Below are 25,700 nucleotides of genomic sequence, written 5' to 3'. Positions count from 1 at the left end.
CTCCAGAGGTTCATTGGCTTCATTTTACATAGTGAAAACGTATGTTATCAATAGTGATATTGATAAAAAAATGAAATAAAAAAATGAAAACAACATGGTTTTAATGTAGTAAAAACGTATGTATAAAACATATCTTAAAATCTAAATATCAATAAGTTACAAAAAACATCTCTCAGATTTACGAAACAAAACACTAATTGCAAACAATATCCTTCACCAGCAGATTAAGCCGCACGAAGAAGTCCTCTTGTCGGACAGGCTAAGGACGCTGCAGATGGGTGTAAGAGGTATGCTTAATCAGCAAGGCTGGATGATCTTCGGAGCTAAGCAACAATCATCTCTATTTTTTACAGCAGCACCGGTAACTATGCCGGAGCGGGCAGCAGTCATTCATAAACCGACTCCGGTATCCATTTAGCTACCGGAGGATCCCGTCATGACCGTTACACCTTCCCTGCTCGAAGACCAGTTTATCGATATGATTTTTATCACCCAACTCACCGGGTTAACGGATAAGTGGTTTTACAAACTCATCAAAGATGGTGAGTTTCCAAAACCCACCAAATTTGGGCGCAGCTCCCGTTGGCGGAAAAGTGAAGTAGAAGCCTGGCTTCAGGCACGTATTGATGCATCCCGCAAACAGTAGTAAGCCCTACTTCACCAAATAAAACTAACCCAGACCGTACTTCCACTATCCGCTTTCTGCGGAGGCTTACGGCTGCCTGAAATTTAATAATCAAGGAAAATCTTCTATGAAAAACATCCCATTGCTCAACCATTACAATGCCTGGCTTAATGACTTTACCCGCATCAATTTGTTACATGGTTTGTGTCAGCAGGAAATAGAGCACTGGCACAAACTTGCGATAACATCGTGCCGGTCATCGGACGCTATGGCATCGGTAATTGTCATCCCACAGTATTTATTACAGGTCACTCAAACATCCCAGGAGGAAGAGTGTGCTGTTATCCCCCAACTGAATAAACGTACTGACTATTCTCTGTTACCTGGAGTGTTGCTCAGTGAATGTTACCGCCTTGGGAAAAGCAGACTGGCGGAACAATTACAGATGTTATTCCGGCTGCATACGCAATCGGGCTTTCGACAAACGCTGACACTACTTTGCTGGTGTGAACTGGTTGCAGGCCGGGATTTAGATGAATGGTATTCGCTGCACTTACCGCTTCCTGACACGCTGAAGAAATGGATGTCAGAAAAACAAAAATCTTACCGGGGACTGAAAACGCTAACTGAAAATTATATTCGTGCCGGCAGGCCAATGTGAGGTCTGGAAAATGCGAGTACAAAAATGTTATATCGCACAGCGTAGAACCGGCGAAATTGTGCCTACCCGCCAGGTGAATATGGCAGAAAGTGAAGAGTGGCGCTGCCACCATTGTCAGTGCCCATTGATATTCCACCTCCCCACCAGAACTTCACCGTCATGGTTTGAACACGATATTCCACGCGGACAACCGGAAGCCCTTTTGCAGTGCCCCTGGTTGGCAGCAGCAAGTGGGAAATCTTCCACCATAGAGAAACTTCAGCAACTCGTGGCGCAACTACCCCCAGTCATTACAACAACCCAATGGCAATGCACGATGTGCGGCCTGTCATATGGCGGCGAGAAACGCTGCCCTCAATGCAGAAAAGGGATATACAGTCGGGAGATACAAATCTAGTGATACGTACTAGGCAATCATGGGATTGATTGGTACACCAGAAAGTTATTATATGGGGCATATAACTTCGGAGTAAAAATCAATCACTTTCTATCATCCGGCCCCTGGTGCTTGTGGATTCGTAATTCACAACCCATGACGGGTTGGTAATATTAATTAACCAACTGATATATAAAAAATATTATCTCATTGTCACGCCCATATACGGTTACTCATACACGACAGCCTTAATGGCTGGCATCACCCTTTAAATCCTTAATCCCTTTAACAGCCCATTGCGGGTAAGGCTTTGCCCTGCCCGCAATTTATTACCCAAGGAAAATTATATGTTTGACAATATCTGTCTCGATAGACGGCATGCACCATTCAACACCACTTACCTACAGCGTATTCTACGCGTTATAGATAACGCGACTGCAGAGCATGCACGGACGATGGCAGTTCGGGTAGACCTGCGTCTTCCTGACAATATGCTCATTAACCGACAGGGCCTGATATCTCGTTTCATTGAATCCCTTGATGCAAAGATTGCAGCGCGCTACAGAAGTAAGTTGAAGCAGGGTAAACGAACATATCCATGCCACCTTCGCGATGCCTGGGTTCGGGAGGTGGGTGAGATTAATCAGAAATCGCATTACCACATGGTGCTGTTCGTGAATAACGACACTTTCAATGGGTTGGGGAGTTACAAAGAAGACGGGACGGGCCTGGCGTCTCTGACACGAGAGGCCTGGTTGAGTGGTTTACAGCTTAGTCACTGCCCAGAGCTCTGGCCGCTAGCCCGTTTTCCCGATAATCCACTTTATTACCTGGATATTAACTCACCCAGTTACAGAGAGGTTTATGATGAACTGACGTTTCGGTTAAGTTATTTTGCGAAAGAACGCACTAAAGATTACAACAGGGAGGAACGGTCTTTTGGATGCAGCCAAAGTTAATAGGCTCGATATTACAACACGATAAACATTGGTTTTGACCAAGTTAAAATACACTGGTTACATCGTACTTTACCCTCAGCGGCATAGTCTCAACGCTTCCAACTTGGTAAACTCTCGCCTAATTTCTCACGCGACAGGCAGCGTTTCAGCACTGGTGCTTGTTCCCCCCCCGTCGCGTTCTCAGTATTGTTTTCACCGGACACCATATGGCTATCAAGAAGAACGAACTTTACTCCTCCCTTTGGGCGAGCTGCGACGAGTTGCGTGGCGGAATGGATGCTTCACAGTACAAAGACTATGTGTTGACCCTACTGTTTATGAAGTACGTCTCTGACAAAGCTAAGGGCAACCCTTACGCGATGATTGAAGTGCCGGAAGGTGCAAGTTTCGACGATATGGTTGCTCTCAAAGGCAACAAAGAAATTGGCGAAAAAATTAACAAAACCATCAGATTACTGGCTGAAGCTAACGACCTGAAAGGTGTTATCGACATTGCCGACTTCAATGATGAAGACAAGCTGGGTAAAGGCAAGGAAATGATCGACCGCCTTTCCAAGCTGGTGGCAATCTTCGAAGGGTTGGATCTCTCTGCCAACCGCGTTGACGGAGACGATCTGCTGGGTGATGCGTACGAATACCTGATGCGCCACTTTGCTACAGAGTCAGGTAAATCCAAGGGGCAGTTTTATACTCCTGCAGAGGTGTCACGCATTCTGGCGAAGGTGATTGGCATCAGCAAACAGACACCACAAGATGCTACCGTTTATGACCCTACCTGTGGTTCAGGATCACTACTGTTGAAAGCAAGTGACGAAGCAGGCCCCAAGGGACTGACAATTTATGGCCAAGAGATGGATTATGCGACCAGCGCACTGGCACGCATGAACATGATCCTGCATGACAACGCCACCGCTAAAATCTGGAAAGGTAACACTCTGGCCGATCCACACTGGAAAGATGGCAACGACAACCTGAAAACATTCGACTTTGCGGTAGCCAACCCTCCTTTCTCCAACAAAAACTGGACCAGCGGGCTGAATGCTGCGAATGATACTTTTGACCGTTTTGTCTGGGGGACTCCACCTGAAAAGAACGGCGACTATGCTTTCCTGTTGCACATAATCAAGAGTCTCAAGAGCACAGGTAAAGGCGCAGTGATCCTGCCTCACGGCGTTCTATTCCGGGGCAACGCTGAAGCGCGCATTCGTGAAAATCTGCTCAAGCAGGGTTATATCAAAGGCATCATTGGCCTGCCCGCTAACTTATTCTACGGTACGGGTATCCCGGCATGCATCATCGTCGTCGATAAAGAAAATGCCCAGCTCCGAGCTTTCAATGCTAATGGCGAGAGTCAGCAAGGCATCTTTATGATCGATGCCAGTAAGGGCTTTATTAAGGACGGCAATAAAAATCGCCTACGTGCCCAGGACATCCATAAAATTGTCGATGCATTTAATCGTGAGCAGGAAATTCCCCGCTTCAGTCGCATGGTACCGCTGTCAGAAATTGCTGCCAACGACTTCAACCTCAATATCCCTCGCTATATCGACAGCAGTGATCCTGAAGATCTGCACGACCTTTCTGGCCATTTGGCTGGTGGCATTCCCGATCACGATATCGATGCTCTTAGTACTTACTGGAAAATTTTCCCGACTTTACGACAGGATCTATTCGAACCCGCCCGTCCTGGCTACAGTAATGCCCGAGTCGAGGCAGGTAAAGTTAAGAGTACTATCCTGGCACATCCGGAATTTGCCTCTTTTAAAGCTGGGGCACTAATACCCTTTGAAAAGTGGTTTGAAGGTTGTCAGCTTGATGAAATTGCTCGTGGTGACTCACCGAAACAGCTGATTGAAGAAATTGGCGAGCGGCTCCTCGCTGCTTATGCTTCAGAAGCTATGACGGATACTCCACTGCTCGAGAACTATGCCATCTATCAGTTACTGATGGATTACTGGATGGAGGTGATGCAGGACGATGTTTATGTCCTGAGTCAGGATGGCTGGCAGGCAGGTAAAGTGCTACGTGAACTGGTTGTGGAAAAAGGTGAGAAACTCAAAGAAACACCGGACCTGGTAATAGGTAAGAAAAAGTATAAGGCTGAACTGTTGCCACCAGCCCTGATAGTGGCTCGCTATTTTACTACCGAGCAGCAGGAGCTCGATCAACTACAAGTCGCTTATGACGAAGCTGTTCAAGCGCTGGAAAGCTTCCTTGAAGAGAACAGCGGCGAAGATGGGTTACTTGCTGACGCAATGAACGACAAAGAAAAAGTAACCGCTGCCAGCATTAAAGCACGACTTAAGGTCGCCACGGATAAAGAAGAAAAAGTAGTACTGAAAACTGCTCAGGCGTTGTTTGATGCTGAAACCAAAGCCAAAAAAGCGCATAAAGAAGCACTGGAAAAACTGGATCTTGCAGTGTTTGCTCATTATCCAAAGCTAACGGATAACGACATCAAAATCTTATTAGTACGGGATAAATGGCAGGCTAGTCTGTTTAGTGCTCTGGAAGCAGAGATTGAGCGTGTCACACAACGGCTAGCGAATCGAGTGAAAGAGTTAGAGGAACGTTACAGTGTTACTCTGCCCGATTTAACTTTAAAAGTTACCCAGCTCGAAAATGCAGTTACCGCGCATCTTAAAGCTTTGGGATTAGAATGGAAATAATGGCAGACATGAACATAACCCAAGATAAAAACCCCATTCCAGCAGGGTTTAAACTCACAGAAATCGGAGTTATTCCTGAGGACTGGACTTATGACTCTCTTGAAAGAGTATGCCCACCTGGTAAGAAATATGGGATTGTTGATGGACCTTTTGGCTCTAATCTTAAGACCGAACATTATAAAAAAAGTGGAATCCCTATTATTTCAAGCGGCTTTGTAACCACTGGTCAATTTCTAGCTAATGAATATATTTTTGTTGATGAAGAAAAATTTCGGCAAGAAAAAAGAAGTGCTGTAGCACCTGGCGATATTGTGATGGCTAAAATTGGTGCAAGATGCGGTGCAAGTGCAATTTTGCCAATTAAACATGAAATAGGTATTCTTTCTGGGAATGCTTTAAAAATCACTGTTAACAAAAATAAACATGAGACTTATTTTATATGGCAGTTTTTATGGGATCTCTATTCCAAAGGTAAGTTTGAAGATATTACTGCCGTGGGAGCCCAACCAGCTATCTCAATGCCTCATTTAAAAAAACTTCTAATTCCGCTTCCCACGAAAAGCGAACAAACTGCTATCGCTAATGTACTATCTGATACCGATGCCCTGATCACTGAACTTGAGCAGTTAATCACCAAAAAAGAGGCCATCAAAACCGCCACCATGCAGCAATTGCTGACTGGTCGTACTCGCCTGCCACAATTTGCCAAGCATTCAGATGGGACACTCAAAGGCCATAAACCCAGCGAATTGGGAGCTATTCCTGAGGACTGGCAAGTAGTTCCTTTTAAAGATGTGCTCACGATAAAGCATGGTAAAAATCAAAAAGAAGTCGAATCACCAAGTGGACAATATCCTATTTACGCCACTGGTGGGCAGATTGGAAATGCAACATCTTTTTTATTTGATAAACCATCAGTATTAATTGGGCGGAAAGGTACAATAGACAAACCCAGATATGCTGAGACCCCTTTCTGGACAGTGGACACACTATTTTACTCTGAAATAAAAAAGGATTTTTGTGTAAAATTTATTTATTACAAGTTCTGTATGATTGACTGGATGCAGTATAACGAAGCATCCGGTGTTCCTAGTTTAAATGCTCATACCATTGAAAATGTGTTGGTCACATTACCCAATTTAGAGGAACAAACCGCTATTGCAAGTATCCTCTCAGACATGGACGATGAACTCAAAGCATTGGAACAAAAACTCGCTAAGATCCGAGATTTAAAACAAGGAATGATGCAGCAACTGCTGACCGGTCGTATCCGTTTACCGTTGGAACAGCAGCCATGAAACATGCCCTTGATAAGACAGTTATGTCCGTCAAGGGTCTTTTGAGCCTGACTGACATCACCATTCCGGCCTATCAGCGTCCTTATAAATGGACGGTAAAAAATATCAGCGAACTGTTTGCGGACATAAACAGTCATCTCGATAAATCGGCCTACCGCTTGGGCTCAGTAGTGTTTCATCAGCCTGAGAGCAATGAAGAACATAGACTGGATATCGTCGATGGTCAGCAACGAACTTTGACATTAATGCTGGCAGTATGGGCCATTATCGAAACCCGACTTGCTGAGTTGGAACGTCAGGATTTGCAGGAAGCGCTAACCCAGCTAAAGCCCTCCGTTGAAGGTTTTATGGGACGGCAACGCTTTGCCAGTCAGGTATCGGAATACAATCTGTACCAGAATTATCAGGAGCTAAAACGTAGGGTTAGCCATCGAGAATTCAGCGAGCAACATATTGATTTTCTCCTCAACCGCTGCCAGTTAGTGGTCTTTGTACTTACTGATCTTTCTGAAGCATTTCAGTTCTTCGATTCACAAAATGCTCGTGGGCGGGATCTGGATCCCCACGATCTGCTTAAGGCCTTCCATCTACGTGAATTCGCCAGCCATGAGGTAGAACTGAAAGCTGCATCCGTTGCCCATTGGGAGGGATTACCTAGCGATGATTTAGCTAATCTCTTCGCAGCTTATCTCTACAGAGTGCGTCAGTGGTCACAAGGTAATTCAGCTCGTTTCTTTGGTAAGGATGAAGTCGGAATGTTTAAGGGGATCAATCTTGATCAGATTGGTCAGTTCCCTTATGTCGAGTCTTTGCGCATGGCTCACCATTTCGTTGATGACTATAACAATCAATACCAGCGCAAAATTGATGGTCAGAAAATGCGTTTCCCTTTCCATCTCGATCAGATGATTATCAATGGAAGACGCTTTTTCGAAATGGCGGAACACTACCAGCAACAGGTATCGGCAATTATCGCCAGTGAGCATGCCAGCACTCATACTCAAAAGCCGTTAATGATTCAGGGCGTAATCCTTGGTGAAATGGCAACTCAGATACTAAGAACGTTAAATAGCTATCGCAATCGCTATCGAACAGGGGATCAATATATACGCACTATGTTTGATTGTGCTCTGATCTTTTATATCGACAAATTTGGCGGGCAGTCCTTATCTGCAGCGATTGAAAAAAGCTTTATCTGGGCCTACAGATGCCGAATTCGGCAGCAAGTGGTACAACTTGCAACCATGGACAAGTATGTGCTGGATAACAATCTGTTCCGGGTGATCAAAGAAGCCAGAGTACCTGGCGATGTACTATCTATACCATTACTCACAATTCGGGCTTCAGAAAATAATAATAACCGCCGTACCGGTAACTATGAGCAAGATGAGCTGGTGAGGCTGTTCAAGGAGATGAACTACTATGAGTGATGCAAAGGTAACATCCTTTACGGTCAGATCATTACTGGGCGATGCATCTCGTTATCTTATCCCCATGTACCAGCGTAACTATGCCTGGGGAGAGGGTGAAATCACTCAACTTGTACAGGACATACTCGACTACCAGCAAAAAAGCCTGCATAACCTATACCCTCAAACTTACTACATCGGTACGTTGGTCGTGTTCACTCGTCCAGATGGGCACGCAGAGATAATCGACGGGCAACAGCGTTTCACTACCCTATCCCTTCTGGCTAACTGGTTAAAAAAACATGCAGGATCCACCTTGGATATGGGCTGGTACCAAGGGATTAACTTAGGGTTTGAGAGCAGGCCCAAGTCTGGCGAAACATTTGATCGACTCTGGCAAGGTGTGGAACCGCATAAACTGCGGAGCAAGGAATTTAACGAAGGGCTGATCAATGGCTATGAACTTATTGGCAAGGTACTACGCGACTTGAAACTAGTTGGCGAGTCATTAAATCATTTCTGTACCTACCTGTTCGACCATGTACAAATTGCCCGAATAGAAGTGCCTGCCGATACCGACCTCAATCATTTTTTTGAGGTGATGAACAACCGAGGTGAGCAACTCGAAAAGCATGAGGTTGTGAAAGCACGACTAATGGCGGTGCTCAACGAGATAACGGACCAGCAAGATCGACAGAGCAGCCTGAACACCCTCTCACGAGTTTGGGATGCTTGCTCCAACATGGAACGTTATGTCCAGTACGGTTTTACACCAGCCGAACGTCATCAATTATTTGGGCAGGAAAATTGGGGGCAATTTGTGCCTGCTGATTTTAATTCTCTAGCTGGCATGCTTATCCCATCAACTTCGGAGCTTGGCAAAAGAGAGAACCAAACAAACCGCACACTGACTGACATTATCAAGTCATTTTCAACCTTCAGTGGTGATAGAGGTGAAGAAGATGAAGGTAGCTCAGAGCGTTTTAATAGTGTCATCAACTTCTCCAACTTCCTGCTCCATGTGTTGCGTGTCTGTAGCCAAACAGGGAAGGACAGAGTAGATGTTCCACTTGATGACAAACAATTAATAGAACAGTTCGAACTCCAGCTGTTAAAGCAGAATGACCCGGTTAATGCGGTACAGGATTTCGTCTTTGCACTTCTCAAATGCAAATACCTTTTTGATCAGTTCGTGATAAAACGAGAGTTCGCCAAAGGTAGCGATGGCTGGAGTTTGAAGCGCCTACGTTGGTATTCGGAGAAGAGCACTAGTTATACCAATACGTTTAATGAAGATGATGGTAGCTATGTAGACATCAACCGACAGATTCTGATGCTACTTTCCGCATTCCATGTTTCAACCCCTACTCTGGTTTATAAACACTGGTTGAATGGAGCTTTGTATTATCTGTTTAATGCCCATTCCGCTGAAAACCAGATAGATGCAAGGAAGTACCTCGGTTATCTGGAGCATCTCGCCTCCGCGTTTATCTTTCAAAACTTCCTGGCAGAGCAAAAACCAAAATCATATTTTGAGATTATCTACGGTAAAGAGGCACCTCTCCAACCAGTGGTACTGTCGGACAAGACTCAGAAGAAGATGCGCTTTGGTATGATAGCAAACAACCTGGTATTCAATTACCTGGACTACTTACTCTGGTGTCGTGACAGAAATAAAGCTGAGGTAGTGAAACGTTTTGAATTTACCTTCCGAAGTTCAGTAGAGCATTTCTACCCTCAACATCCCATAGATAGCTCTAGGACATTACCAGATACATCGTTGCACTCCTTCGGCAATCTCTGTCTGATTAGCCACAGCAAAAATTCGCGACTGAGTAATTTCCAGCCAAAACAAAAGCAGGAGCACTTCGAAGCGAGTCTCGAACGGAATGAAATTGATAGTCTGAAACTGCTCGCCATGATCGAGCTGATGAAAAAGAACAATAAGTGGGGGGAAGATGAAATCGCCACTCACGAAGCGGAAATGCTGGCAGTGTTAACCAGTGGTAGTGATAGCGTATTTAGGGAGGTGTTATGAACAGTGTTGGTCAACGTGAACGCATGACACAAAAACGTGTTATCCAGTTATTCACCGATCATCTCGGTTATCACTATCTTGGTAACTGGCACAAAAGAGAAGACAACCGGAACATTCAGCCTGCCTTAGTTTCGGCCTGGCTAACAAAACGCGGTGTTTCAGAAGTCCTAATCGCCCGAGCATTACGGCAGCTGGATCGAGCCGCAAGCCTTGGTGAAGGTCGTATCCTCTATGATGCAAACAAAGAGGTGTATCGCCTGCTACGCTACGGCATAAAGGATAAAGAAGGTGCAGGTGAGCAGAATCAAACAGTGTGGTTGGTCGACTGGAAAAATCCAGAAGCCAATGATTTTGCTATAGCTGAAGAAGTGACCTACAACGGCGAAAATAAAAAGCGCCCGGATTTGGTGCTATATGTTAACGGTATTGCGCTTGGTGTCATTGAGCTTAAACGTTCTACAGTGTCAGTCTCAGAGGGTATCCGCCAAAACCTCGATAATCAGCAAAAAGCCTTCATCCGCAACTTCTTCACTACCATCCAATTGGTGATGGCCGGTAATGATTTAGAAGGGCTTCGCTATGGCGTAATCGAAACGCCGGAGAAATATTACCTTCAATGGAAAGAAGCCGCTGAATCATCTCACACCAACATGCTTGATCGTCACCTGGCGCAGATATGCAATAAACAGCGCCTGCTGGAATTAATCCACGACTTTATCGTTTTCGATGCTGGAGTGAAGAAAACCTGCCGTCATAACCAATATTTTGGCGTCACTGCAACGAAACCGTTTATTCAACGCAATGAAGGCGGGATTATTTGGCATACCCAGGGTAGCGGTAAAAGCCTGACAATGGTTTGGCTGGCAAAGTGGATCAGAGAAAATATCACCGATAGCCGAGTTTTAATCATTACCGACCGTACAGAACTTGATGAACAGATCGAGAAAGTGTTTAACGGTGTGGAAGAACAGATCCTTCGTACCAGAAGTGGCGCGGATCTGGTGACTCGCCTGAATCAAACCAAACCCTGGCTTATATGCTCACTCGTACATAAATTTGGTCGTCAGGAGGAGGATGACAAGGACGCTGACACTGATGATTTTATCGAACAAATGAAACGAAATATCCCTGCCGATTTTAGCCCGAAGGGAAAATTATTCGTCTTTGTGGATGAGTGCCACCGAACCCAATCCGGCAAATTACATTCGGCAATGACAAGCATTTTGCCAGATGCACAATTCATTGGTTTCACCGGTACCCCACTGATGAAGAAGGATAAGAAGAAGTCAGTGGAGGTCTTCGGGCCTTATATCCACACTTATAAATTCGATGAAGCAGTAAATGATGGGGTTGTTCTGGACTTGCGCTACGAAGCTCGTGACATCGATCAGCGGGTCAAATCTCAGAAAAAAGTCGACCAGTGGTTTGATGCTAAGACATCTAAACTTTCTCGTCTTGGCCAGCAGCAACTCAAGCAGAAATGGGCATCAATGCAGAAGCTATTGTCGAGCCGCTCGCGACTAGAACAGATTGTCGCGGACATCCTTCTCGATTTCGAACAAAAACCACGGCTCGCCGACGGCCGTGGTAACGCCATGCTGGTTTGTTCCAGTGTCTATCAGGCCTGCAAATGCTATGAGATGTTTAGTGAAGCTGGTTTTGCCGGTAAATGTGCGATTGTGACGAGCTACCAGCCAAATGCCAGTGAGATTAAAGGCGAGGAGAGCGGCGAAGGACTGACTGAGAAACTGGCCAAGTACAACATCTATCGCAAAATGCTTGCGGAGTATTTTGAACAGCCTGAGGCTGAAGCAGCCAAACGAGTGAGTGATTTCGAAAAAGAGGTCAAACAACGCTTCATCAAAGAACCAGGCCAGATGCGCCTTCTGATAGTCGTTGATAAGTTATTGACTGGTTTTGATGCTCCGTCAGCCACATACCTCTATATCGACAAGAAAATGGCCGATCACAACCTTTTCCAGGCGATATGTCGCGTTAACCGGTTGGATGGTGAAGATAAAGAATACGGCTATATTGTCGACTATAAAGACCTTTTCCGCTCATTGGAAAAAACAGTGCAGGACTACACCGCAGAAGCCTTTGACGGCTACGACAAAGAAGATGTAGCCGGTTTACTGAAAGATCGATTGCAACAAGCCAAAATCGATCTTGATGGTGCTCTGGATGCCGTTCGCACCCTTTGCGAACCAGTAAAAATGCCACGCAATCAACTTGATTATCAGCATTATTTCTGTGGGGAAACAGGAGCATCGATAGAGCAGTTATCTGAGAAAGAAGCTTTACGTCTGACATTGTATCAATCCGTGGCGAAGCTTATCCGCGCTTTTACCAATCTGGCAGGTGAGCTAACAGATGCTGGTTATAGCGAGCAGCAGGCAAATCAAATCCGCATAGATGTTGAGTTTTATACAAAAGTCCGCGACGAAATAAAAATAGCCAGTGGCGATTTCGTGGACATGAAGCAGTTCGAGCCAGGTATGCGGCAGATGCTGGATCTTTGGGTGGATGCCGATCCTAGTGAAACCCTTATGGATTTTGAGGAACTAGGGCTGCTTGAGTTGATTATTGAACGCGGAGAAGAAGCACTGGATGGACTTCCAGCCGACATGCGTGGCAACCAGGAGGCGATGGCTGAAGCGATTGAAAATAACGTTCGCAGAACCATTGTTGATGAAAACCCAGTCAACCCGAAATACTACGAAAAAATGTCGGTGTTGCTTGATGAACTGATCGCACTTCGTCGTCAACAGGCGATCTCCTATCAGGAGTATCTGGAGCACGTACGTGAACTGGCGAAGCAGGTTAAACATCCGCAGTCAGGTAGTAAAAGTACTTATCCAGCAAGTATTGATACCCTCGCCAAGAAAGCGTTGTATGACAACCTCGGGCAGGATGAAGTGTTAGTTATAAAGATAGATACTGCAGTACGTCACACTAAAAAGGCCGACTGGTATGGGGATCGTTTTAAAGAGCGCGAGATCAGCTTTGCTATCGCAGAAGAAATTAAAGATTATTCAGTGACGGTCGCGGATGTTATGGCTCTGGTGAAGGCACAAAAGGAGTACCGCTGATGCCATTGGTTACCTTTGGTGAGCTCACTGTGGATTTACAGCGTAAAAAAATTAAAAACCTGCATATCAGCGTACTGCCTCCGGATGGCCGAGTAAGGGTATCGGCCCCCATCTCACTGTCAGACACCGCTATTAGGATGGCTGTAGTAAGAAGGCTGGTATGGATCCGACAGCAGCAAGCACAATTTCAGGCTCAGCCCCGCCAGAGCGAGCGCGAGATGTGCAGCGGTGAAACGCATTATCTCTGGGGAAGAGGCTATCGGCTGGATGTAGTTTTGGTAGATAGGACCGCCGAGGTGAAACTTAATGGCGGTTGGATACGCATGAAAGTACCCCCACATTACGACACTGTCCAGCGGGAAACAGTTCTCAACCAATGGTATCGTGGCATTTTGAAACAAAGACTGCCTAAGTTAATGGCAAAATGGCAGACCGAGATGAAGGTTGAAGCGAGCTTTGTTGGTATCAAGCGTATGAAGACTAAGTGGGGTAGCTGTAACCCTCAGTCTTCGCGTATCTGGATCAATCTCGAACTGGTTAAAAAGCCTCCTGAATGCCTTGAATTCATTGTGGTCCACGAACTCGTTCATCTTCACGAACGTAAACACAACGAGCGTTTTATCGGCCTGATGAACATGTACTTACCAAATTGGCGCGAACACAGAGCTAAGTTGAATAAAATGCCCTTGGCTTATAACCATTGGGGGTATTAACCTTTATATCTATAATAGATATAAAGGTTATTCAATGAATAGTAATGCGTTCTGCCTTTTATCCTAACGACACTTCATACAGCCTGAAATAGGATTTAATCGAAGCTAGAATCGGCGACTAGCCTTTTTAGCCCGAGGTTTTGTGAGTATAGTTGAGCTCTATAGGGGAAATTTTTTGCTCTTTAGTGAGTTGTAAAGATTTGATATTTACTCTCTTCTCATTCGTACAAATTTACATCCACCTGGCGAATATCCTACCCAAAACGCAAATAACATGCCAATAACTTGCTAGCCACAAGTTATTGGTAACTATCTTTTATAAATTTTTCACGTAGGTTATGATCGCGAATAGTACTTTTATTGTCGGCGACGCTTAATTGCTGCCACTACAACTTCGACTACATCTCGTGCTCTGTGTTGTTCTAACTCTCCCAAAGCACCAACCAACATGGAAAGCTTTCCACCACGTGCTTCTAAGCGCTCGGATAGTGCGCGCTTTTCTACCACTCCAACATCATTGAGCTTTACGCCGCGAATAGTCCGTTTTCCCTCGGGGGTCTTACCATGAAAAAACCATCCTTTTTTAATTTCAATATGTTCCGAATAGTTGTGAACATACGGGTTGACCCACCGAAACTCCGCAGAGCTAGTTGGAAAATTTACATTGCCCAATATCTGATTTTTCAAAACAGGACAATAAGCATTATAGGGAATTCCACGTATCATATAACGCTTTGAAAACCGCTTTGCCCATGTAGAGAAATAGCCATTTTTATTTGTGTTGCATGTTCCACAAGCCAGTGCTAGGTTTCGAATCTCAAATGTGTAAGCAGGATATCCGCCCTTATCCACAAAATGCTCAATATGTGTTGCATAGTCATGGTACATGAGGCGCCGACAAAAACAACAACGTGCGAATTGTGATTTCCTAAGTGCTTTTTTTATACCTACTTTGAAGCTACTAACTTGATTAGTACCAGAACTCCACGTAAGACCGGATAAAGTAGCTGCACTTGTACCATCCGGATAATTCGGTACTGGCTCAATTCTCTCAAACCCGATATTAATCACACTGGATCCTTTTCAAGAAGCGCATTTATAATATCAATCATCGGATCCTCTAGTGTCAACGAATCCCGAATATACTGTAGTTTCGGAGTCATTAACTCAAACTCAGGATTATTAAAATCACCTCGTTCCACAAATGATATAGCACGCTGTACAGTATCAACAACAACCCTATTACGACTGGACCCAACACCGAATTGGGATAAGAGTAACTCATCTGATGATGCACCGTAGCTTACGATTCTTAACTGGGCTTCTTCATCCGTTAAATCCACTAAGGTGCTTCCTTCAAGCGCGGAGCCTACAATTAGTGGCGAATGAGTAGATACAATAAGATGGCCTTCAGTCATAACTTTTTCACATATGTCGTATACAGACGACATTAAATCTCGTTGCCATTGTGGGTGAAGATTATTTTCAGGTTCATCAATGAGTAGTACTGCTGAATCCACAAGTGTAAAACCAATTCCCATTATAGTGGTAAACATGTGGAACTCCCCGGAGCTCAATTCATATATTGAAAAGGTTTCTCCTGAGCGTATTTTGTTGATTTTTACTTCAGCCAAACTCAGTAAGTCAGTAAGAAGACCTAGCCGCAAAACATTTGAGCTTACTTGACTGCAATGAGGTCCATCACTGTCAATAGTTAACTCTACCCTCCGTTTACCAGTCGTTAACAAGTTTTCAAGGTCTCTAAATTCCTCATGACTAAACTCAGCTAGCAGCCATTGAGCAGTCGCATATGACACATCTGGTAAAGATCTTGATGATGCGCGAGCTGAATCACTATCAGGTGTTTTTCTCTCAATCTCATTACGTAAATTTGCAAGTTCTTGACGCTTAGTAACCCGTGAATTCAAAACATAATTGATTGAAGGATAAATACCCGCATATTTGTGCGCAGCAGAAAAAAACTGCCATTTATAACGCTCTATGCGGCTAGGGCAAAGCGCATAACTAAGCATTGTTTCCAGGGGTGCTTTTTTACTCAAAAGGTTCGAGAAAACACGCTGTCCAAAATAGGTATAGTGAGGTACATCAAAAGCAGTATGCACCCCACTGGATAATTCTTTCTGTGGAAAGCGATCGGCCAATGAACCTGATATGCACAAAAGTTGAACGGGATTCATGTGACTTTGGTCGTTGTTGATGCCTACAGGCTTCGAGCTAACCACCAAGTCAGATACAATTTTATTGAGAAGCGTACTCTTGTAAGAACCATTTTCCCCCGTTATCAATGACATTTCAAAACCATGCCCCAGGAGTTCTCTTTCTGGATGCAGCAGCTCTATATGCTTCAAGTCCCCATGCCAAGTTTTGAACTGCACGGTATTAACTACAGTCATAACCCTCTCTCTCCTGATAAATATTTATATCCATAGTATTTATGGGTATTTAATGAATAAAAGGTTGAAACCCTACTGCTAATGTTACAAAATGCGTCCCATCTCAAATTACAGAGTAAGTCATCAAGGAGACTTCTCCGCTCTGTTCTTAGCTATCCACATAATGCCACTCCAACACATCCCGATACTGCGCATGGTTGTATACATGAGCTAACTGTAACTCTATCCAAAGCCTTGTTCATATAGGATCGTACTCATCTGTTTGTTGATCTTACTGCGCTCAGGGAATATCCGTTGGTACTGACCAGCGCTGGTGCGGAGTTCCTCGAATATATCTGTTGATATGGGACCATAATAATTCAGCGATAAGAAACCTCCGGCTAAAATATACCGTAAATGTCCGTAGGACATTTATAGCATCAGGATGATAAGGAATTTACAAAATGCCATTGGTCCAAGTATGAATAAACTTAATAAACGTGCTGATTGACCAAAACTCTCTACCTGCTGCGGTTAACAGAATTATGACCAAAAGAATGACGACAGCAGAAGTCATTCTTTCTACCCGGCGATATGACCCCATAGCATCTTTTACGGGACGACTAGCTAGCTCATGATAGTCCTGCTCATCCAGAAATCCATATAACTTAGTGCGCCATGTCGTTCTTACTCTTTCAAGCAGTGAAATAGTTTGCCTGTTGATATAGACAGACATTCCATACGAGATAACGATATAAATTGCAATGCCACAAAAAACCAAGGCGTAGACCTTTTGTAACCCAGCTGATTTGGCAGCATCCAGACTGTAACGAACGACCAGGACACTAATGACAAGAGCCATATCTTTCCAAAGAGTGGAAGATAATTCTCGGGATTGCTGAATAATCTTTTGTGTATCTTCAGTCAGCGTTTTCCGCAAATCTCCCAAGGATTTCATAGTGTCTTTACTACCACTCCGAATATGTGCCTTGTACAATAACCGCGCTGACTCTAGTGCAGAAGGGAGACGGAGCATTATACCCTCACAGAAGTCAACATCTGCAGGCCACTCTCTGGCCAATTCGCTGGATAGAAACGTATGTTTGAGCTCTGTTTCATTTCCCTCCAAGAAAATCCACTTTGCCGCCTCCTGAATAATATCAAAAGAAGGTAGCGCTAAGGTTTCATCGCCAAATGCTATTTTTCTTGGCGGCTTACCGGCAAGCCCTACCATCATTTTTTCAGCAGAAAAAAGCTCATTCGCAAAACATTTCAATAACTCGCGACATCCAATTGATTTCCATAGCGTTAATGCTTCATCAGCTGTTTTCCCTGAAGTTTCAAGTATCCAAGGGGCAATGGCATCCGGAGGTAGAAATGCTGTTGAATAACATTTGATGATGCTTTTTGTTACTGAGGTTTTTTTGGCTGTATTATTGCAACTAGTCTGAACCGGTAGCATCTCTTTCCACGGGAGTACAGACCAGCAAAGTGTCTGAAATTCTTCAGTAATAAACAGTCCATAAATATATTTATACTCACAGAGTTTGTTGTCTTGAAGTAAAAAAGTTCGCCACCCCTCGAAGGTGAAGAGCCTCAGTATCCCCGGGAGCTCATTACAGGTAATGGTGATGTAGTGTTTCTGGCCTGATATCCCCTCTCTTGGGTGAATAACATCCCGGCTCTCATCGACAAAAATAATCCTGAGATCTTCTGCATATGCATCCACTACTTCTCCCCATAGCTCAAGGGATTCATTATCCATTGTGCCGGAAATAAATAATTTACGGATGGACAGCTGATGGTCCTCCGTGATCACCAGGTCAGATGAATGACGTGAGTGGTCTATTGCCTTACCGATTTTTTCCAGTATCGATGTCATCTGTCACAAGCCCTGCCGTCACAATTACAATTCGTTTTCGCCCGTCTTCCATAGTTTCGACTATTGGCGCATTCTCTTCATCGTAGATAACGATAACATCTTCAAGAGTTTCCAGTTTTCTTTTACGTGGCTTCTGGATGTTATCCGGAATGATGCGGAAAGATTCACCCGAAATTCCTAAGTCCTTTATCTTACGGAAAAAATACTTAACCAGAGCGTGATCTTCTTCTAGGGGACCAAAAATCTGGGTCAGCAAGGGAAGTGCTTCATCAGTGTTAAAGTCCTGCTCGCCATGGCGTAAAGTTTCATAAATTTTGTTAACGCCGCTGCGCTTGATCTCTTCAGGTAGTAAGTTACGATGTTTCTTGTAGACATCTTTTAATACGGTAACCAGTTTATCGCTGAGATCAGTTGGGTCATTGACGCGCTTGACCTGCAGAAAGCGTTCAAAATAGACAGAGATGTTGGTACGTTTGCTGCGATCTCGTACGACAACTAGCCCACCCGGAAAACCTTCATTCAGGCGTACCAGTGCAATCTTCTGCATGGCTTCGGCTTTTTTTACGAAACTCTCACGAAAACGTTCGAGTTTTGGGACCTGAAACTCATCTCCTTCAGCATCCAGCACATAACGAACCACATCTTCATTATCATATTTAATTAGCGCATACAGTTTCTCATCGCTGAGGGTATGAAGTTCGAAAAGGAAAAAAACGCCCATACTGGCATTCTTCGTATGATGGTGAGACTGGAAATCGCTTGCCAATAAGGTGGATTGCTCAGTAAAACAGGTGGTATCGGTGTCTGCATGGTCCCTGATGATCCTAAGGATTCGTTCTGTATTGGATAATTCCTTGAAATGGAACATATTGCCACTCAGTGCAGATTTAATCCGTTCCAGAAAGAAATCAACATGCGCCGGGGGCGAAATTTCACTAAGTAAAACAGGAATTTCCAATTCCCCGCCAACCACATGAAAAATCATCTTTTTTATTGATAATGCGTTGATTTCTTCATCCGTTAAAAAACTCATATTCAGTTCCCAAGATAGTGTTTTTATTTATTAGCATAAGTCACTTTACCTAAGCGTAGAGCGATTCGGGGCACGAATCTAGCATTGGATAGTTAAACTTTGGTTGTTTATCTTATGCTCTCGCAGGACAGAATATACGTCAAAATAAAATAATAAAAATATGAACCCGGTGGCATTAGCCACCGGGTTCAATATGATTTCTCAAGGTTTTCTGGCAAAATCAAACGGACTCACCGCCTTCTCCCGATTAGCATCAAGATAATCAGCCCACCACTGCAGCATTAGCCTGCGCTCCCCCAGATGCTCGGCCTTATGAATGTAAGCCGCACGCACAGAGTTACGCTCCTGATGACTCATCTGCCGTTCTACCGCATCCTTCGACCACAATCCCGACTCAATCAGTGAACTACAGGCCATGGTTCTGAAACCATGACCACATACTTCAATCTTCGTGTCGTAACCCATAACCCTCAGTGCTTTATTCACTGTATTCTCACTCATCGGCTTACGTGGATCGTGATCGCCAACGAAAATCAGCTCACGGTTTCCACTCATGCTTTTGATCTTTTCCAAAATGGCGAGAGCTTGACGCGACAAGGGAACAAGATGAGGCGTCCGCATCTTTGAACCACGCTGAGAATGTTTAACGCCTTCCAGTGGTTCACGCTCTCCCGGAATCGTCCACATAGCGGTTTCAAAATTCACTTCTGACCAGCGCGCAAAACGCAGTTCGCTTGAACGAATGAAAACTAACAGCGTGAGTTCCACAGCCAGCCTAGTTAATGCTCTTCCAGTATATGTATCAATACGATGAAGCAATTCAGGAATACGACTGAGGTCTAGCGCAGCGCGATGCTGCCGTTTAGCAGTAGCTATCGCTCCAGCAATATCTTGTGCGGGGTTGTAATCGATTAAACCGTTCTGTACCGCAAAGCGCATTATTGCCGTTGTTCGCTGTTGAAGACGCGCAGCTACTTCAAGACGTCCTGACTTCTCCACAGCTTTAATTGGAACCAGTAAATCGCGAGTACCAATATCTACTATATTTCGCTTCCCTACTGCGGCAAATAAATTGTCTTCCAGACTTTTCAACACTCTAGCACTGTGTGATGGAGACCACTTCTGATTGCTGGCGTGCCAGTCTCTAGCTACCACTTCAAAAGTTATCGCTTCTTGTTCCTGCTCTACCTGAACGGCTTTCTTGTTCTCACTAGGATCTACACCGTTAGCTAGATGCTTACGGGCTTCGTCGCGCCGTGCCCGGGCATCAGCCAATGACACTTCAGGGTATTTCCCCAACGCTAGCATCTTTTCTTTGCCGCCAAAGCGATAGCGTAGCCGCCAGTATTTTGAGCCGTTAGGATGAACCAGCAAAACCATCCCGTCACCATCGGTAAGCTTATAGGCTTTTGCTTCAGGCTTAGCCGTACGAACCTTCACATCACTCAGAGCCATGTTGAGTATCCTTTCAAGGGTTCTGTATGGGTACAAACATTATCGAACCGGGATATACCCGCATTTGTACCCACATCAGTAAGTTGATGTAGATTGAATCAGGTTGACTTATGTTGACTGAAAAAGCGAGGGAAGCCTTGCGGGGACTGGATTTTAGATATAAAAAAAGACCTCAGTTGAGGTCTATTTACATACTAATGGTGCCGAAGGCCGGACTCGAACCGGCACGTCTTTCAACGGTTGATTTTGAATCAACTGCGTCTACCGATTTCGCCACTTCGGCACGAAGAGGTATGCGGAAAACGTTGTGGATTATACCTGTCGCTGGCTACCTTGCAAGCGCCGCTCTTCCCTTCCCTCGCTGAGTGCTGAAAAAAACAGCGGCGGTTCAATCCTTTGTCTGGCCCTGCACGTCTGCCCGTCGCCGTTCTGTATCACAAATTCACTAAATCTATCGTTGTTCGGTTTACATCACCTTTCATTTGTTATGTGATCCCGTTACGGGTTTCAGTAACCCACTCCCCCTCTGCTTTGCCGGACAACCAGGACAGGTGTATGCGTTTTTATCAGGCCGACCCCACGCTTGAAAGCTACTGGCGCGGTGTGATCCTTTTTGGAAGCAACTTCGCAACTTACAAATTTGCTCTCGCGCATGCGCTTTATGATGTGGAACGGCACAGCACGCTTGTCCTGCTCGAAGATCTGGCCGTGCCGTTCAGCAAGCATATCTGTGAACACCTCAAACAGGCACCGAAGCAGATCCTCAACGAGAAGAATCCCGGCAAGTTTTTAAGCGCCTGCATGCAGTTCAACAACGGCGAGATCTCGCCAGAGGAGCTTCGGCAGATGACCGTGCGCTACGGCTTCTCTGTGGTGCTGGATAAGTTTCACAACGTGAAGGGCGGCGCTATTGAGAAGCGCTTTTACCTGAAGCAGGGCGGCGCGCAGAAGGGCATTTTGCTGACGGACGAGTTTTATCAGCTGGCTGAATCCGCGCAGTTTCAGAATCTGGTGCAGGAAACCGATGCGCGCTGGCGCCTGGTAGAGAAGGCCTGGGAGATGGCGCTGCCGCCTAAGCTGCTGGATGTGCACTACGACGCACAGCAGGAAGTGCTGTTCACGAAGCTCAGGAACGACAGGATTACCCTCACCAGCTGCCGCAACAGCCTTAACGGCTACCAGAAGGGCTACTGTTTTTACTGTAGCGCGCCCGTTAGCCTGCATTCCGGGGATGCCCAGCTGGCGGAGGTGGACCACTTTATCCCGCTGATGACGCAGAAAGCGCTGCCGGGCATTAACCTTAACGGCGTCTGGAACCTCGTGCTGGCCTGTCGGGAGTGCAATCGCGGCCCGAACGGCAAGCACGCGCAAATCCCTAATCTGGAACTGCTTGAACGGCTGCATACCCGTAACGAATACTTTATTAACAGCAGGCTGCCGCTGCATGAAGCGATTGAAAACCAGACGGGCAGAAACGAGGCCCTGCGCAAAGGCTTTCTGAACGCCCGCTGGAACGAAGCGAAAATCGGCACCAGCCAGCCCTGGAAACCAGCCGCTAACGGGAACATTATTCTCTGATGACCATTAACTACTACCAGACCCACGCTCAGACCTTTTTCGACGGCACGGTGAATGTCGATATGGCATCACTGTATGACTCCTTCACGCGCCACCTGCCGCCGGGCAGCCGGGTGCTGGATGCGGGCTGTGGTTCCGGGCGCGATGCGAAGGCATTTCATGAAATGGGCTATCAGGTGGATGCTTTTGACGCATCTTCCGGGATGGTTGCGCTGGCGCGCCAGCATACGGGTCTGCCCGTTGAGCTGATGTCGTTCGGGGAGGTAAGCGCCTGCAATATTTACGACGGCATCTGGTGCTGTGCTTCCCTGCTGCACGTCCCTGCCGCCGGGCTGCCCGCCGTAATGCAGAAGCTGGCGGATGCGCTTAAGCCAGGCGGCGTCTGGTATGTGTCATTCAAATACGGGAATAGCGAGCGCGAAAAAGATGGGCGGCGGTTCACCGATATGAATGAGGCAGGCCTGGGCGCGGTGTTGAGCGGCATTCCGGAGATACAGGTTGTCGAACTTTGGACCACTCAGGACAAACGCCCGGACAGGGATGAAGTGTGGCTGAATGCCATTTTGCAGAAGCCTGGCCCCACCTGATCCCGGTGGAAGACGCTTACGCTTTTCCACCCTACAAAGGCGTCGTGGTGTTATCCCCCACGGCGCCCAACAAATTCCGAATCCTCCAGACAGCACATTACGTGATCACCCTCCGCGCTCCCCATGTTCTACACTTCCAGACTGAACCTTCGCTTAAGGAAACCACATGTCCATTATCAAAAGTTACGCGGCAGCCGAGGCCGGTGCCGAACTGGAGCTTCACGAGTTAGACGCGGGCGAACTGCTGCCAGAGGACGTTGAAGTCAAGGTGGAGTACTGCGGTGTCTGCCATTCCGACCTGTCGATGATCGATAACGAATGGGGCTTCTCCCAGTATCCGCTGGTGCCGGGCCACGAGGTGATTGGCCGCGTGCATGCGCTGGGCAGCGCCGCTCAGGATAAAGGGCTGAAGGTCGGGCAGCGCGTGGGCATTGGCTGGACGGCGCGCAGCTGCGGGCACTGCGATGCCTGTATCAGCGGTAACCAGGTTAACTGCCAGGAAGGCAGCGTGCCGACAATCATGAATCGCGGTGGCTTCGCCGATAAAATCCGCGCCAACTGGCAGTGGGCCATTCCGCTGCCGGAATCCATTGATATCGAGTCCGCCGGTCCGCTGCTGTGCGGCGGCATTACCGTATTCAAACCGCTGCTGATGCACCACGTGACGGCCACCAGCCGCGTGGGCGTGATCGGTATCGGCGGCCTGGGGCACATCGCCATCAAGCTGCTGCACGCCATGGGCTGCGAGGTGACGGCGTTCAGCTCTAACCCGTCGAAGAAAGAAGAAGTGCTGAAGATGGGCGCGGATAAAGTGGTGAACAGCCGCGATCCGGAAGCGTTAAACGCGCTAGCGGGCCAGTTCGATCTGATCATCAACACCGTTAACGTCGATTTAGACTGGATGCCGTACTTCCAGGCGCTGGCCTGGGGCGGCAACTTCCACAGCGTCGGCGCGGTGATGACGCCGTTCCAGGTGCCTGCCTTTACGCTGATCTCCGGCGACCGCAGCGTCTCCGGCTCGGCAACCGGCTCCCCACACGAGCTGCGCTCGCTGATGAAGCTGGCGGGCCGCGCCAAGGTGCAGCCGCAGATTGAGCTGTTCCCGATGTCGAAAATCAAAGAGGCGATTCAGCATGTGCGTGACGGCAAGGCCCGTTACCGCGTGGTGTTAAAAGCCGATTTCTGATGCGATGAGGCCCCGATAAGGGGCCTTTTTTATGGGGATATTCGCCGGATGGCGCTTCGCTTATCAGACCAGATTTTTAAAGACTTCGGCCACGGCAACCGCACCGGGGTCTTTCACACCGTTCAGGTTGCCGCTGTTCACGTACGACGAGCGACCCGCATGCGCCTTTTGCATCTTCGCGGTGTCATCCGCACCTTTTTCTGCGGCCTTCGCGGCGGCCTTCAGGTCTTTGCTTTGCAAGGCTTCCAGCGCGGGTTGTAACGCGTCGATTAACGTTCTGTCGCCCAGCTCTGCCCCACCGTAGCGCTTCATCTGCGCAAGCCCGAACAGTAAGGACTCCGGCAGCGGTTTTTTCTCGCTCACCTTCTGCCCGGCGGCGGTGAAGAAGATGGACATCAGCACGCCGCTCGAGCCGCCCATCACCGTTGCCAGCCGTTCACCCACCAGCTCCAGCAGCGCCGCCGTGTCGTTCAGCGGCAGTTTGCCCTTGTCGTTCAAGTGCGCGATATCGCGCGCCCCTTCCGCAAACGTCGAACCCGTGTCGCCGTCGCCCACCTTCGCATCCAGCGCGTTCAGGTGGCTCTCCTGGTCGATAAGCGTTTTGGTTACGCTCGCCACCAGCGCCTTCACGGCTGCATTTTCAGAGGCTTTCGGCTGCCCGCTTTTGCTGAGCACCTTATGTTTTTGCAGCGGCATGCTCTGGAGTTTAACCAGCGGCTGCCAGCCCGCCGTCTCCACGTCCGCCTGCAACGCTTTGATAAATTTGTCGTTCAGCACGATGGCCGAAAGAGAGAAGCCTTTCATGTCCAGCGCGCTCACCAGCGGCGCGGGGCCAATCAGGTACTCCAGCTGATCTTTCAGCGCCGAGTACGCCAGCTCTTTGGTCAGCAGCGCCATCTCCAGCGACGACACGCCGCCCAGGTTGTTGACCAGCACCGCCAGCTTCGCCTCTTTGCCCGTCTTTTTACGCAGCGGCTTCACCAGCGCGGCGATAATCTCTTTGCTGTTCTGCGTGTCGACCGTGCTGGCCCCCGGCTCCCCGTGGATGCCCAGCCCCAGCTCGACGTGGCCGCCTTTAATACGCCCTTCTTCTTCGTCGCTGCCCGGCAGGTTACAGGTCTGCATGGCCACGCCGATGCTGGCGATGCTGTCGCAGGCTTCCTGCGCAATGGCTTTAACGTCGCTGAGGGACTTGCCCTTTTCTGCGGCGTAGCCCGCAATTTTATGCACCAGCGCCGTTCCGGCGATGCCGCGCGGCTGTTTGTTATCCGGCAGCGAGATATCGTCGCCGACAATCACCATCTCGACCTTCAGGCCGTGCTTTTTCGCCTTCTCCGCCGCGAGGCCGAAGTTCAGGCGGTCGCCGGTGTAGTTTTTGACGATCAGCAGGCAGCCCCGGTCGCCGGTTACCGCCACAATCGCATTCAGCACCGCGTCCACGCTCGGCGAGGCGAACAGGTCACCGCATACCGCAGCGGTGAGCATTCCTTTGCCTACAAAGCCGACGTGCGCCGGTTCATGGCCGGAGCCGCCGCCGGAAATAATCGCCACTTTGCTTTTGTCCCAGTCGTTGCGGACGACCACGCGGATGGCGGGGTCGATATCCAGGCGCGTCAGATTGCGGAATCGGGAACTGATGATAACGCCTTCAATGGCGTCGTTGACCAGCTGTTTGCGGTCGTTATAGAAGAATCTGGACATAGGTTCCTTAGAATCTGAAAAACGTATGCAAAGCATAGTTCTTCC

19 protein-coding genes and 1 tRNA gene are annotated in these 25,700 nt (G+C 47.2%); 13 read left to right on the top strand and 7 right to left on the bottom strand.

Annotation, left to right across the window (positions count from 1 at the left end; translation table 11 throughout):
* Window positions 1-436 precede the first annotated feature (436 nt).
* The 10 genes from AAE045_RS19455 (at window position 437) to AAE045_RS19410 (ending at window position 13,840) form a co-directional block, all read left to right on the top strand.
* Window positions 437-646 carry a helix-turn-helix transcriptional regulator gene (locus tag AAE045_RS19455; protein WP_029729639.1) on the top strand — a complete coding sequence of 70 codons (210 nt, stop codon included), beginning with the start codon at window positions 437-439 and terminating at the stop codon, window positions 644-646.
* Between the two features lie 106 nt (window positions 647-752).
* Entirely contained in the window at window positions 753-1,286 is a 534-nt protein-coding gene (locus AAE045_RS19450) for a secretoglobin family protein (RefSeq protein ID WP_455549117.1), read from the top strand.
* A 10-nt stretch (window positions 1,287-1,296) separates the two neighbouring features.
* A complete protein-coding gene (locus AAE045_RS19445; RefSeq protein ID WP_455549116.1) occupies window positions 1,297-1,683 on the top strand; it encodes a putative zinc ribbon protein in 387 nt (128 codons plus the stop codon).
* 326 nt (window positions 1,684-2,009) lie between these two features.
* Window positions 2,010-2,621, top strand: a complete 612-nt coding sequence (locus tag AAE045_RS19440; protein ID WP_455549115.1) for an inovirus Gp2 family protein — start codon at window positions 2,010-2,012, stop codon at window positions 2,619-2,621.
* 206 nt (window positions 2,622-2,827) lie between these two features.
* Window positions 2,828-5,290 (top strand): type I restriction-modification system subunit M, encoded by a 2,463-nt coding sequence (locus AAE045_RS19435; RefSeq protein ID WP_455549114.1) that lies wholly within the window; start codon window positions 2,828-2,830, stop codon window positions 5,288-5,290.
* Window positions 5,290-6,588, top strand: a complete 1,299-nt coding sequence (locus tag AAE045_RS19430; protein WP_455549113.1) for a restriction endonuclease subunit S — start codon at window positions 5,290-5,292, stop codon at window positions 6,586-6,588. Before AAE045_RS19435 ends, AAE045_RS19430 begins: the two co-directional genes overlap by 1 nt.
* Window positions 6,585-8,018: a DUF262 domain-containing protein gene (locus AAE045_RS19425; RefSeq protein WP_455549112.1), complete on the top strand. Its 1,434-nt coding sequence runs from the start codon at window positions 6,585-6,587 to the stop codon at window positions 8,016-8,018. The genes AAE045_RS19430 and AAE045_RS19425 overlap by 4 nt, the downstream gene beginning before the upstream one ends.
* Window positions 8,011-10,035 (top strand): DUF262 domain-containing protein, encoded by a 2,025-nt coding sequence (locus tag AAE045_RS19420; RefSeq protein WP_455549111.1) that lies wholly within the window; start codon window positions 8,011-8,013, stop codon window positions 10,033-10,035. Before AAE045_RS19425 ends, AAE045_RS19420 begins: the two co-directional genes overlap by 8 nt.
* Entirely contained in the window at window positions 10,032-13,127 is a 3,096-nt protein-coding gene (locus AAE045_RS19415; protein WP_455549110.1) for a type I restriction endonuclease subunit R, read from the top strand. Before AAE045_RS19420 ends, AAE045_RS19415 begins: the two co-directional genes overlap by 4 nt.
* Entirely contained in the window at window positions 13,127-13,840 is a 714-nt protein-coding gene (locus tag AAE045_RS19410) for a M48 family metallopeptidase (RefSeq protein ID WP_313141269.1), read from the top strand. Before AAE045_RS19415 ends, AAE045_RS19410 begins: the two co-directional genes overlap by 1 nt.
* A 357-nt stretch (window positions 13,841-14,197) precedes the next feature.
* On the opposite strand, the gene AAE045_RS19405 is transcribed toward AAE045_RS19410, so the two are convergent.
* From AAE045_RS19405 to AAE045_RS19380, 6 genes are all read right to left on the bottom strand, one after another.
* Window positions 14,198-14,911: a hypothetical protein gene (locus AAE045_RS19405; protein ID WP_455549109.1), complete on the bottom strand. Its 714-nt coding sequence runs from the start codon at window positions 14,909-14,911 to the stop codon at window positions 14,198-14,200.
* Window positions 14,908-16,254 (bottom strand): AAA family ATPase, encoded by a 1,347-nt coding sequence (locus AAE045_RS19400; protein ID WP_313141273.1) that lies wholly within the window; start codon window positions 16,252-16,254, stop codon window positions 14,908-14,910. The genes AAE045_RS19405 and AAE045_RS19400 overlap by 4 nt, the downstream gene beginning before the upstream one ends.
* Window positions 16,255-16,690: 436 nt before the next feature.
* A complete protein-coding gene (locus AAE045_RS19395) occupies window positions 16,691-18,115 on the bottom strand; it encodes a hypothetical protein (RefSeq protein ID WP_416187202.1) in 1,425 nt (474 codons plus the stop codon).
* Window positions 18,087-19,148, bottom strand: coding sequence for a nucleoid-associated protein (locus AAE045_RS19390; RefSeq protein WP_416187201.1), 1,062 nt, complete (start codon window positions 19,146-19,148; stop codon window positions 18,087-18,089). The genes AAE045_RS19395 and AAE045_RS19390 overlap by 29 nt, the downstream gene beginning before the upstream one ends.
* 201 nt (window positions 19,149-19,349) lie before the next feature.
* Window positions 19,350-20,603: a tyrosine-type recombinase/integrase gene (locus AAE045_RS19385; protein ID WP_416187200.1), complete on the bottom strand. Its 1,254-nt coding sequence runs from the start codon at window positions 20,601-20,603 to the stop codon at window positions 19,350-19,352.
* Window positions 20,604-20,801: 198 nt separating this feature from the next.
* Window positions 20,802-20,886: transfer RNA gene (locus tag AAE045_RS19380), tRNA-Leu, on the bottom strand.
* Between the two features lie 272 nt (window positions 20,887-21,158).
* Between AAE045_RS19380 and AAE045_RS19375 the strand changes: the two genes are divergently transcribed.
* From AAE045_RS19375 to ahr, 3 genes are all read left to right on the top strand, one after another.
* Window positions 21,159-22,181 carry an HNH endonuclease gene (locus AAE045_RS19375; RefSeq protein ID WP_455549108.1) on the top strand — a complete coding sequence of 341 codons (1,023 nt, stop codon included), beginning with the start codon at window positions 21,159-21,161 and terminating at the stop codon, window positions 22,179-22,181.
* Entirely contained in the window at window positions 22,181-22,768 is a 588-nt protein-coding gene (locus AAE045_RS19370) for a class I SAM-dependent methyltransferase (RefSeq protein ID WP_455549107.1), read from the top strand. The genes AAE045_RS19375 and AAE045_RS19370 overlap by 1 nt, the downstream gene beginning before the upstream one ends.
* A 166-nt stretch (window positions 22,769-22,934) precedes the next feature.
* Window positions 22,935-23,954, top strand: a complete 1,020-nt coding sequence (gene ahr / locus AAE045_RS19365; protein ID WP_455549106.1) for an NADPH-dependent aldehyde reductase Ahr — start codon at window positions 22,935-22,937, stop codon at window positions 23,952-23,954.
* 63 nt (window positions 23,955-24,017) lie between these two features.
* On the opposite strand, the gene AAE045_RS19360 is transcribed toward ahr, so the two are convergent.
* Window positions 24,018-25,655: a dihydroxyacetone kinase subunit DhaK gene (locus AAE045_RS19360; RefSeq protein WP_455549105.1), complete on the bottom strand. Its 1,638-nt coding sequence runs from the start codon at window positions 25,653-25,655 to the stop codon at window positions 24,018-24,020.
* Window positions 25,656-25,700: the final 45 nt, after the last annotated feature.

Source organism: Dryocola clanedunensis (genome assembly GCF_038405435.1).
In the GTDB taxonomy this organism is placed as follows: Bacteria; Pseudomonadota; Gammaproteobacteria; order Enterobacterales; family Enterobacteriaceae; genus Dryocola; species Dryocola clanedunensis_A.
This window is presented reverse-complemented; position numbering and strand designations above follow the sequence as displayed.

Coding starts and splice junctions, on each gene's coding strand:
- AAE045_RS19455 (WP_029729639.1), top strand. CDS start 437: ATGACCGTTACACCTTCCCTGCTCGAAGACCAGTTTATCGATATGATT.
- AAE045_RS19450 (WP_455549117.1), top strand. CDS start 753: ATGAAAAACATCCCATTGCTCAACCATTACAATGCCTGGCTTAATGAC.
- AAE045_RS19445 (WP_455549116.1), top strand. CDS start 1,297: ATGCGAGTACAAAAATGTTATATCGCACAGCGTAGAACCGGCGAAATT.
- AAE045_RS19440 (WP_455549115.1), top strand. CDS start 2,010: ATGTTTGACAATATCTGTCTCGATAGACGGCATGCACCATTCAACACC.
- AAE045_RS19435 (WP_455549114.1), top strand. CDS start 2,828: ATGGCTATCAAGAAGAACGAACTTTACTCCTCCCTTTGGGCGAGCTGC.
- AAE045_RS19430 (WP_455549113.1), top strand. CDS start 5,290: ATGGCAGACATGAACATAACCCAAGATAAAAACCCCATTCCAGCAGGG.
- AAE045_RS19425 (WP_455549112.1), top strand. CDS start 6,585: ATGAAACATGCCCTTGATAAGACAGTTATGTCCGTCAAGGGTCTTTTG.
- AAE045_RS19420 (WP_455549111.1), top strand. CDS start 8,011: ATGAGTGATGCAAAGGTAACATCCTTTACGGTCAGATCATTACTGGGC.
- AAE045_RS19415 (WP_455549110.1), top strand. CDS start 10,032: ATGAACAGTGTTGGTCAACGTGAACGCATGACACAAAAACGTGTTATC.
- AAE045_RS19410 (WP_313141269.1), top strand. CDS start 13,127: ATGCCATTGGTTACCTTTGGTGAGCTCACTGTGGATTTACAGCGTAAA.
- AAE045_RS19400 (WP_313141273.1), bottom strand. CDS start 16,254: ATGACTGTAGTTAATACCGTGCAGTTCAAAACTTGGCATGGGGACTTG.
- AAE045_RS19395 (WP_416187202.1), bottom strand. CDS start 18,115: ATGACATCGATACTGGAAAAAATCGGTAAGGCAATAGACCACTCACGT.
- AAE045_RS19390 (WP_416187201.1), bottom strand. CDS start 19,148: ATGAGTTTTTTAACGGATGAAGAAATCAACGCATTATCAATAAAAAAG.
- AAE045_RS19385 (WP_416187200.1), bottom strand. CDS start 20,603: ATGGCTCTGAGTGATGTGAAGGTTCGTACGGCTAAGCCTGAAGCAAAA.
- AAE045_RS19375 (WP_455549108.1), top strand. CDS start 21,159: ATGCGTTTTTATCAGGCCGACCCCACGCTTGAAAGCTACTGGCGCGGT.
- AAE045_RS19370 (WP_455549107.1), top strand. CDS start 22,181: ATGACCATTAACTACTACCAGACCCACGCTCAGACCTTTTTCGACGGC.
- ahr (WP_455549106.1), top strand. CDS start 22,935: ATGTCCATTATCAAAAGTTACGCGGCAGCCGAGGCCGGTGCCGAACTG.
- AAE045_RS19360 (WP_455549105.1), bottom strand. CDS start 25,655: ATGTCCAGATTCTTCTATAACGACCGCAAACAGCTGGTCAACGACGCC.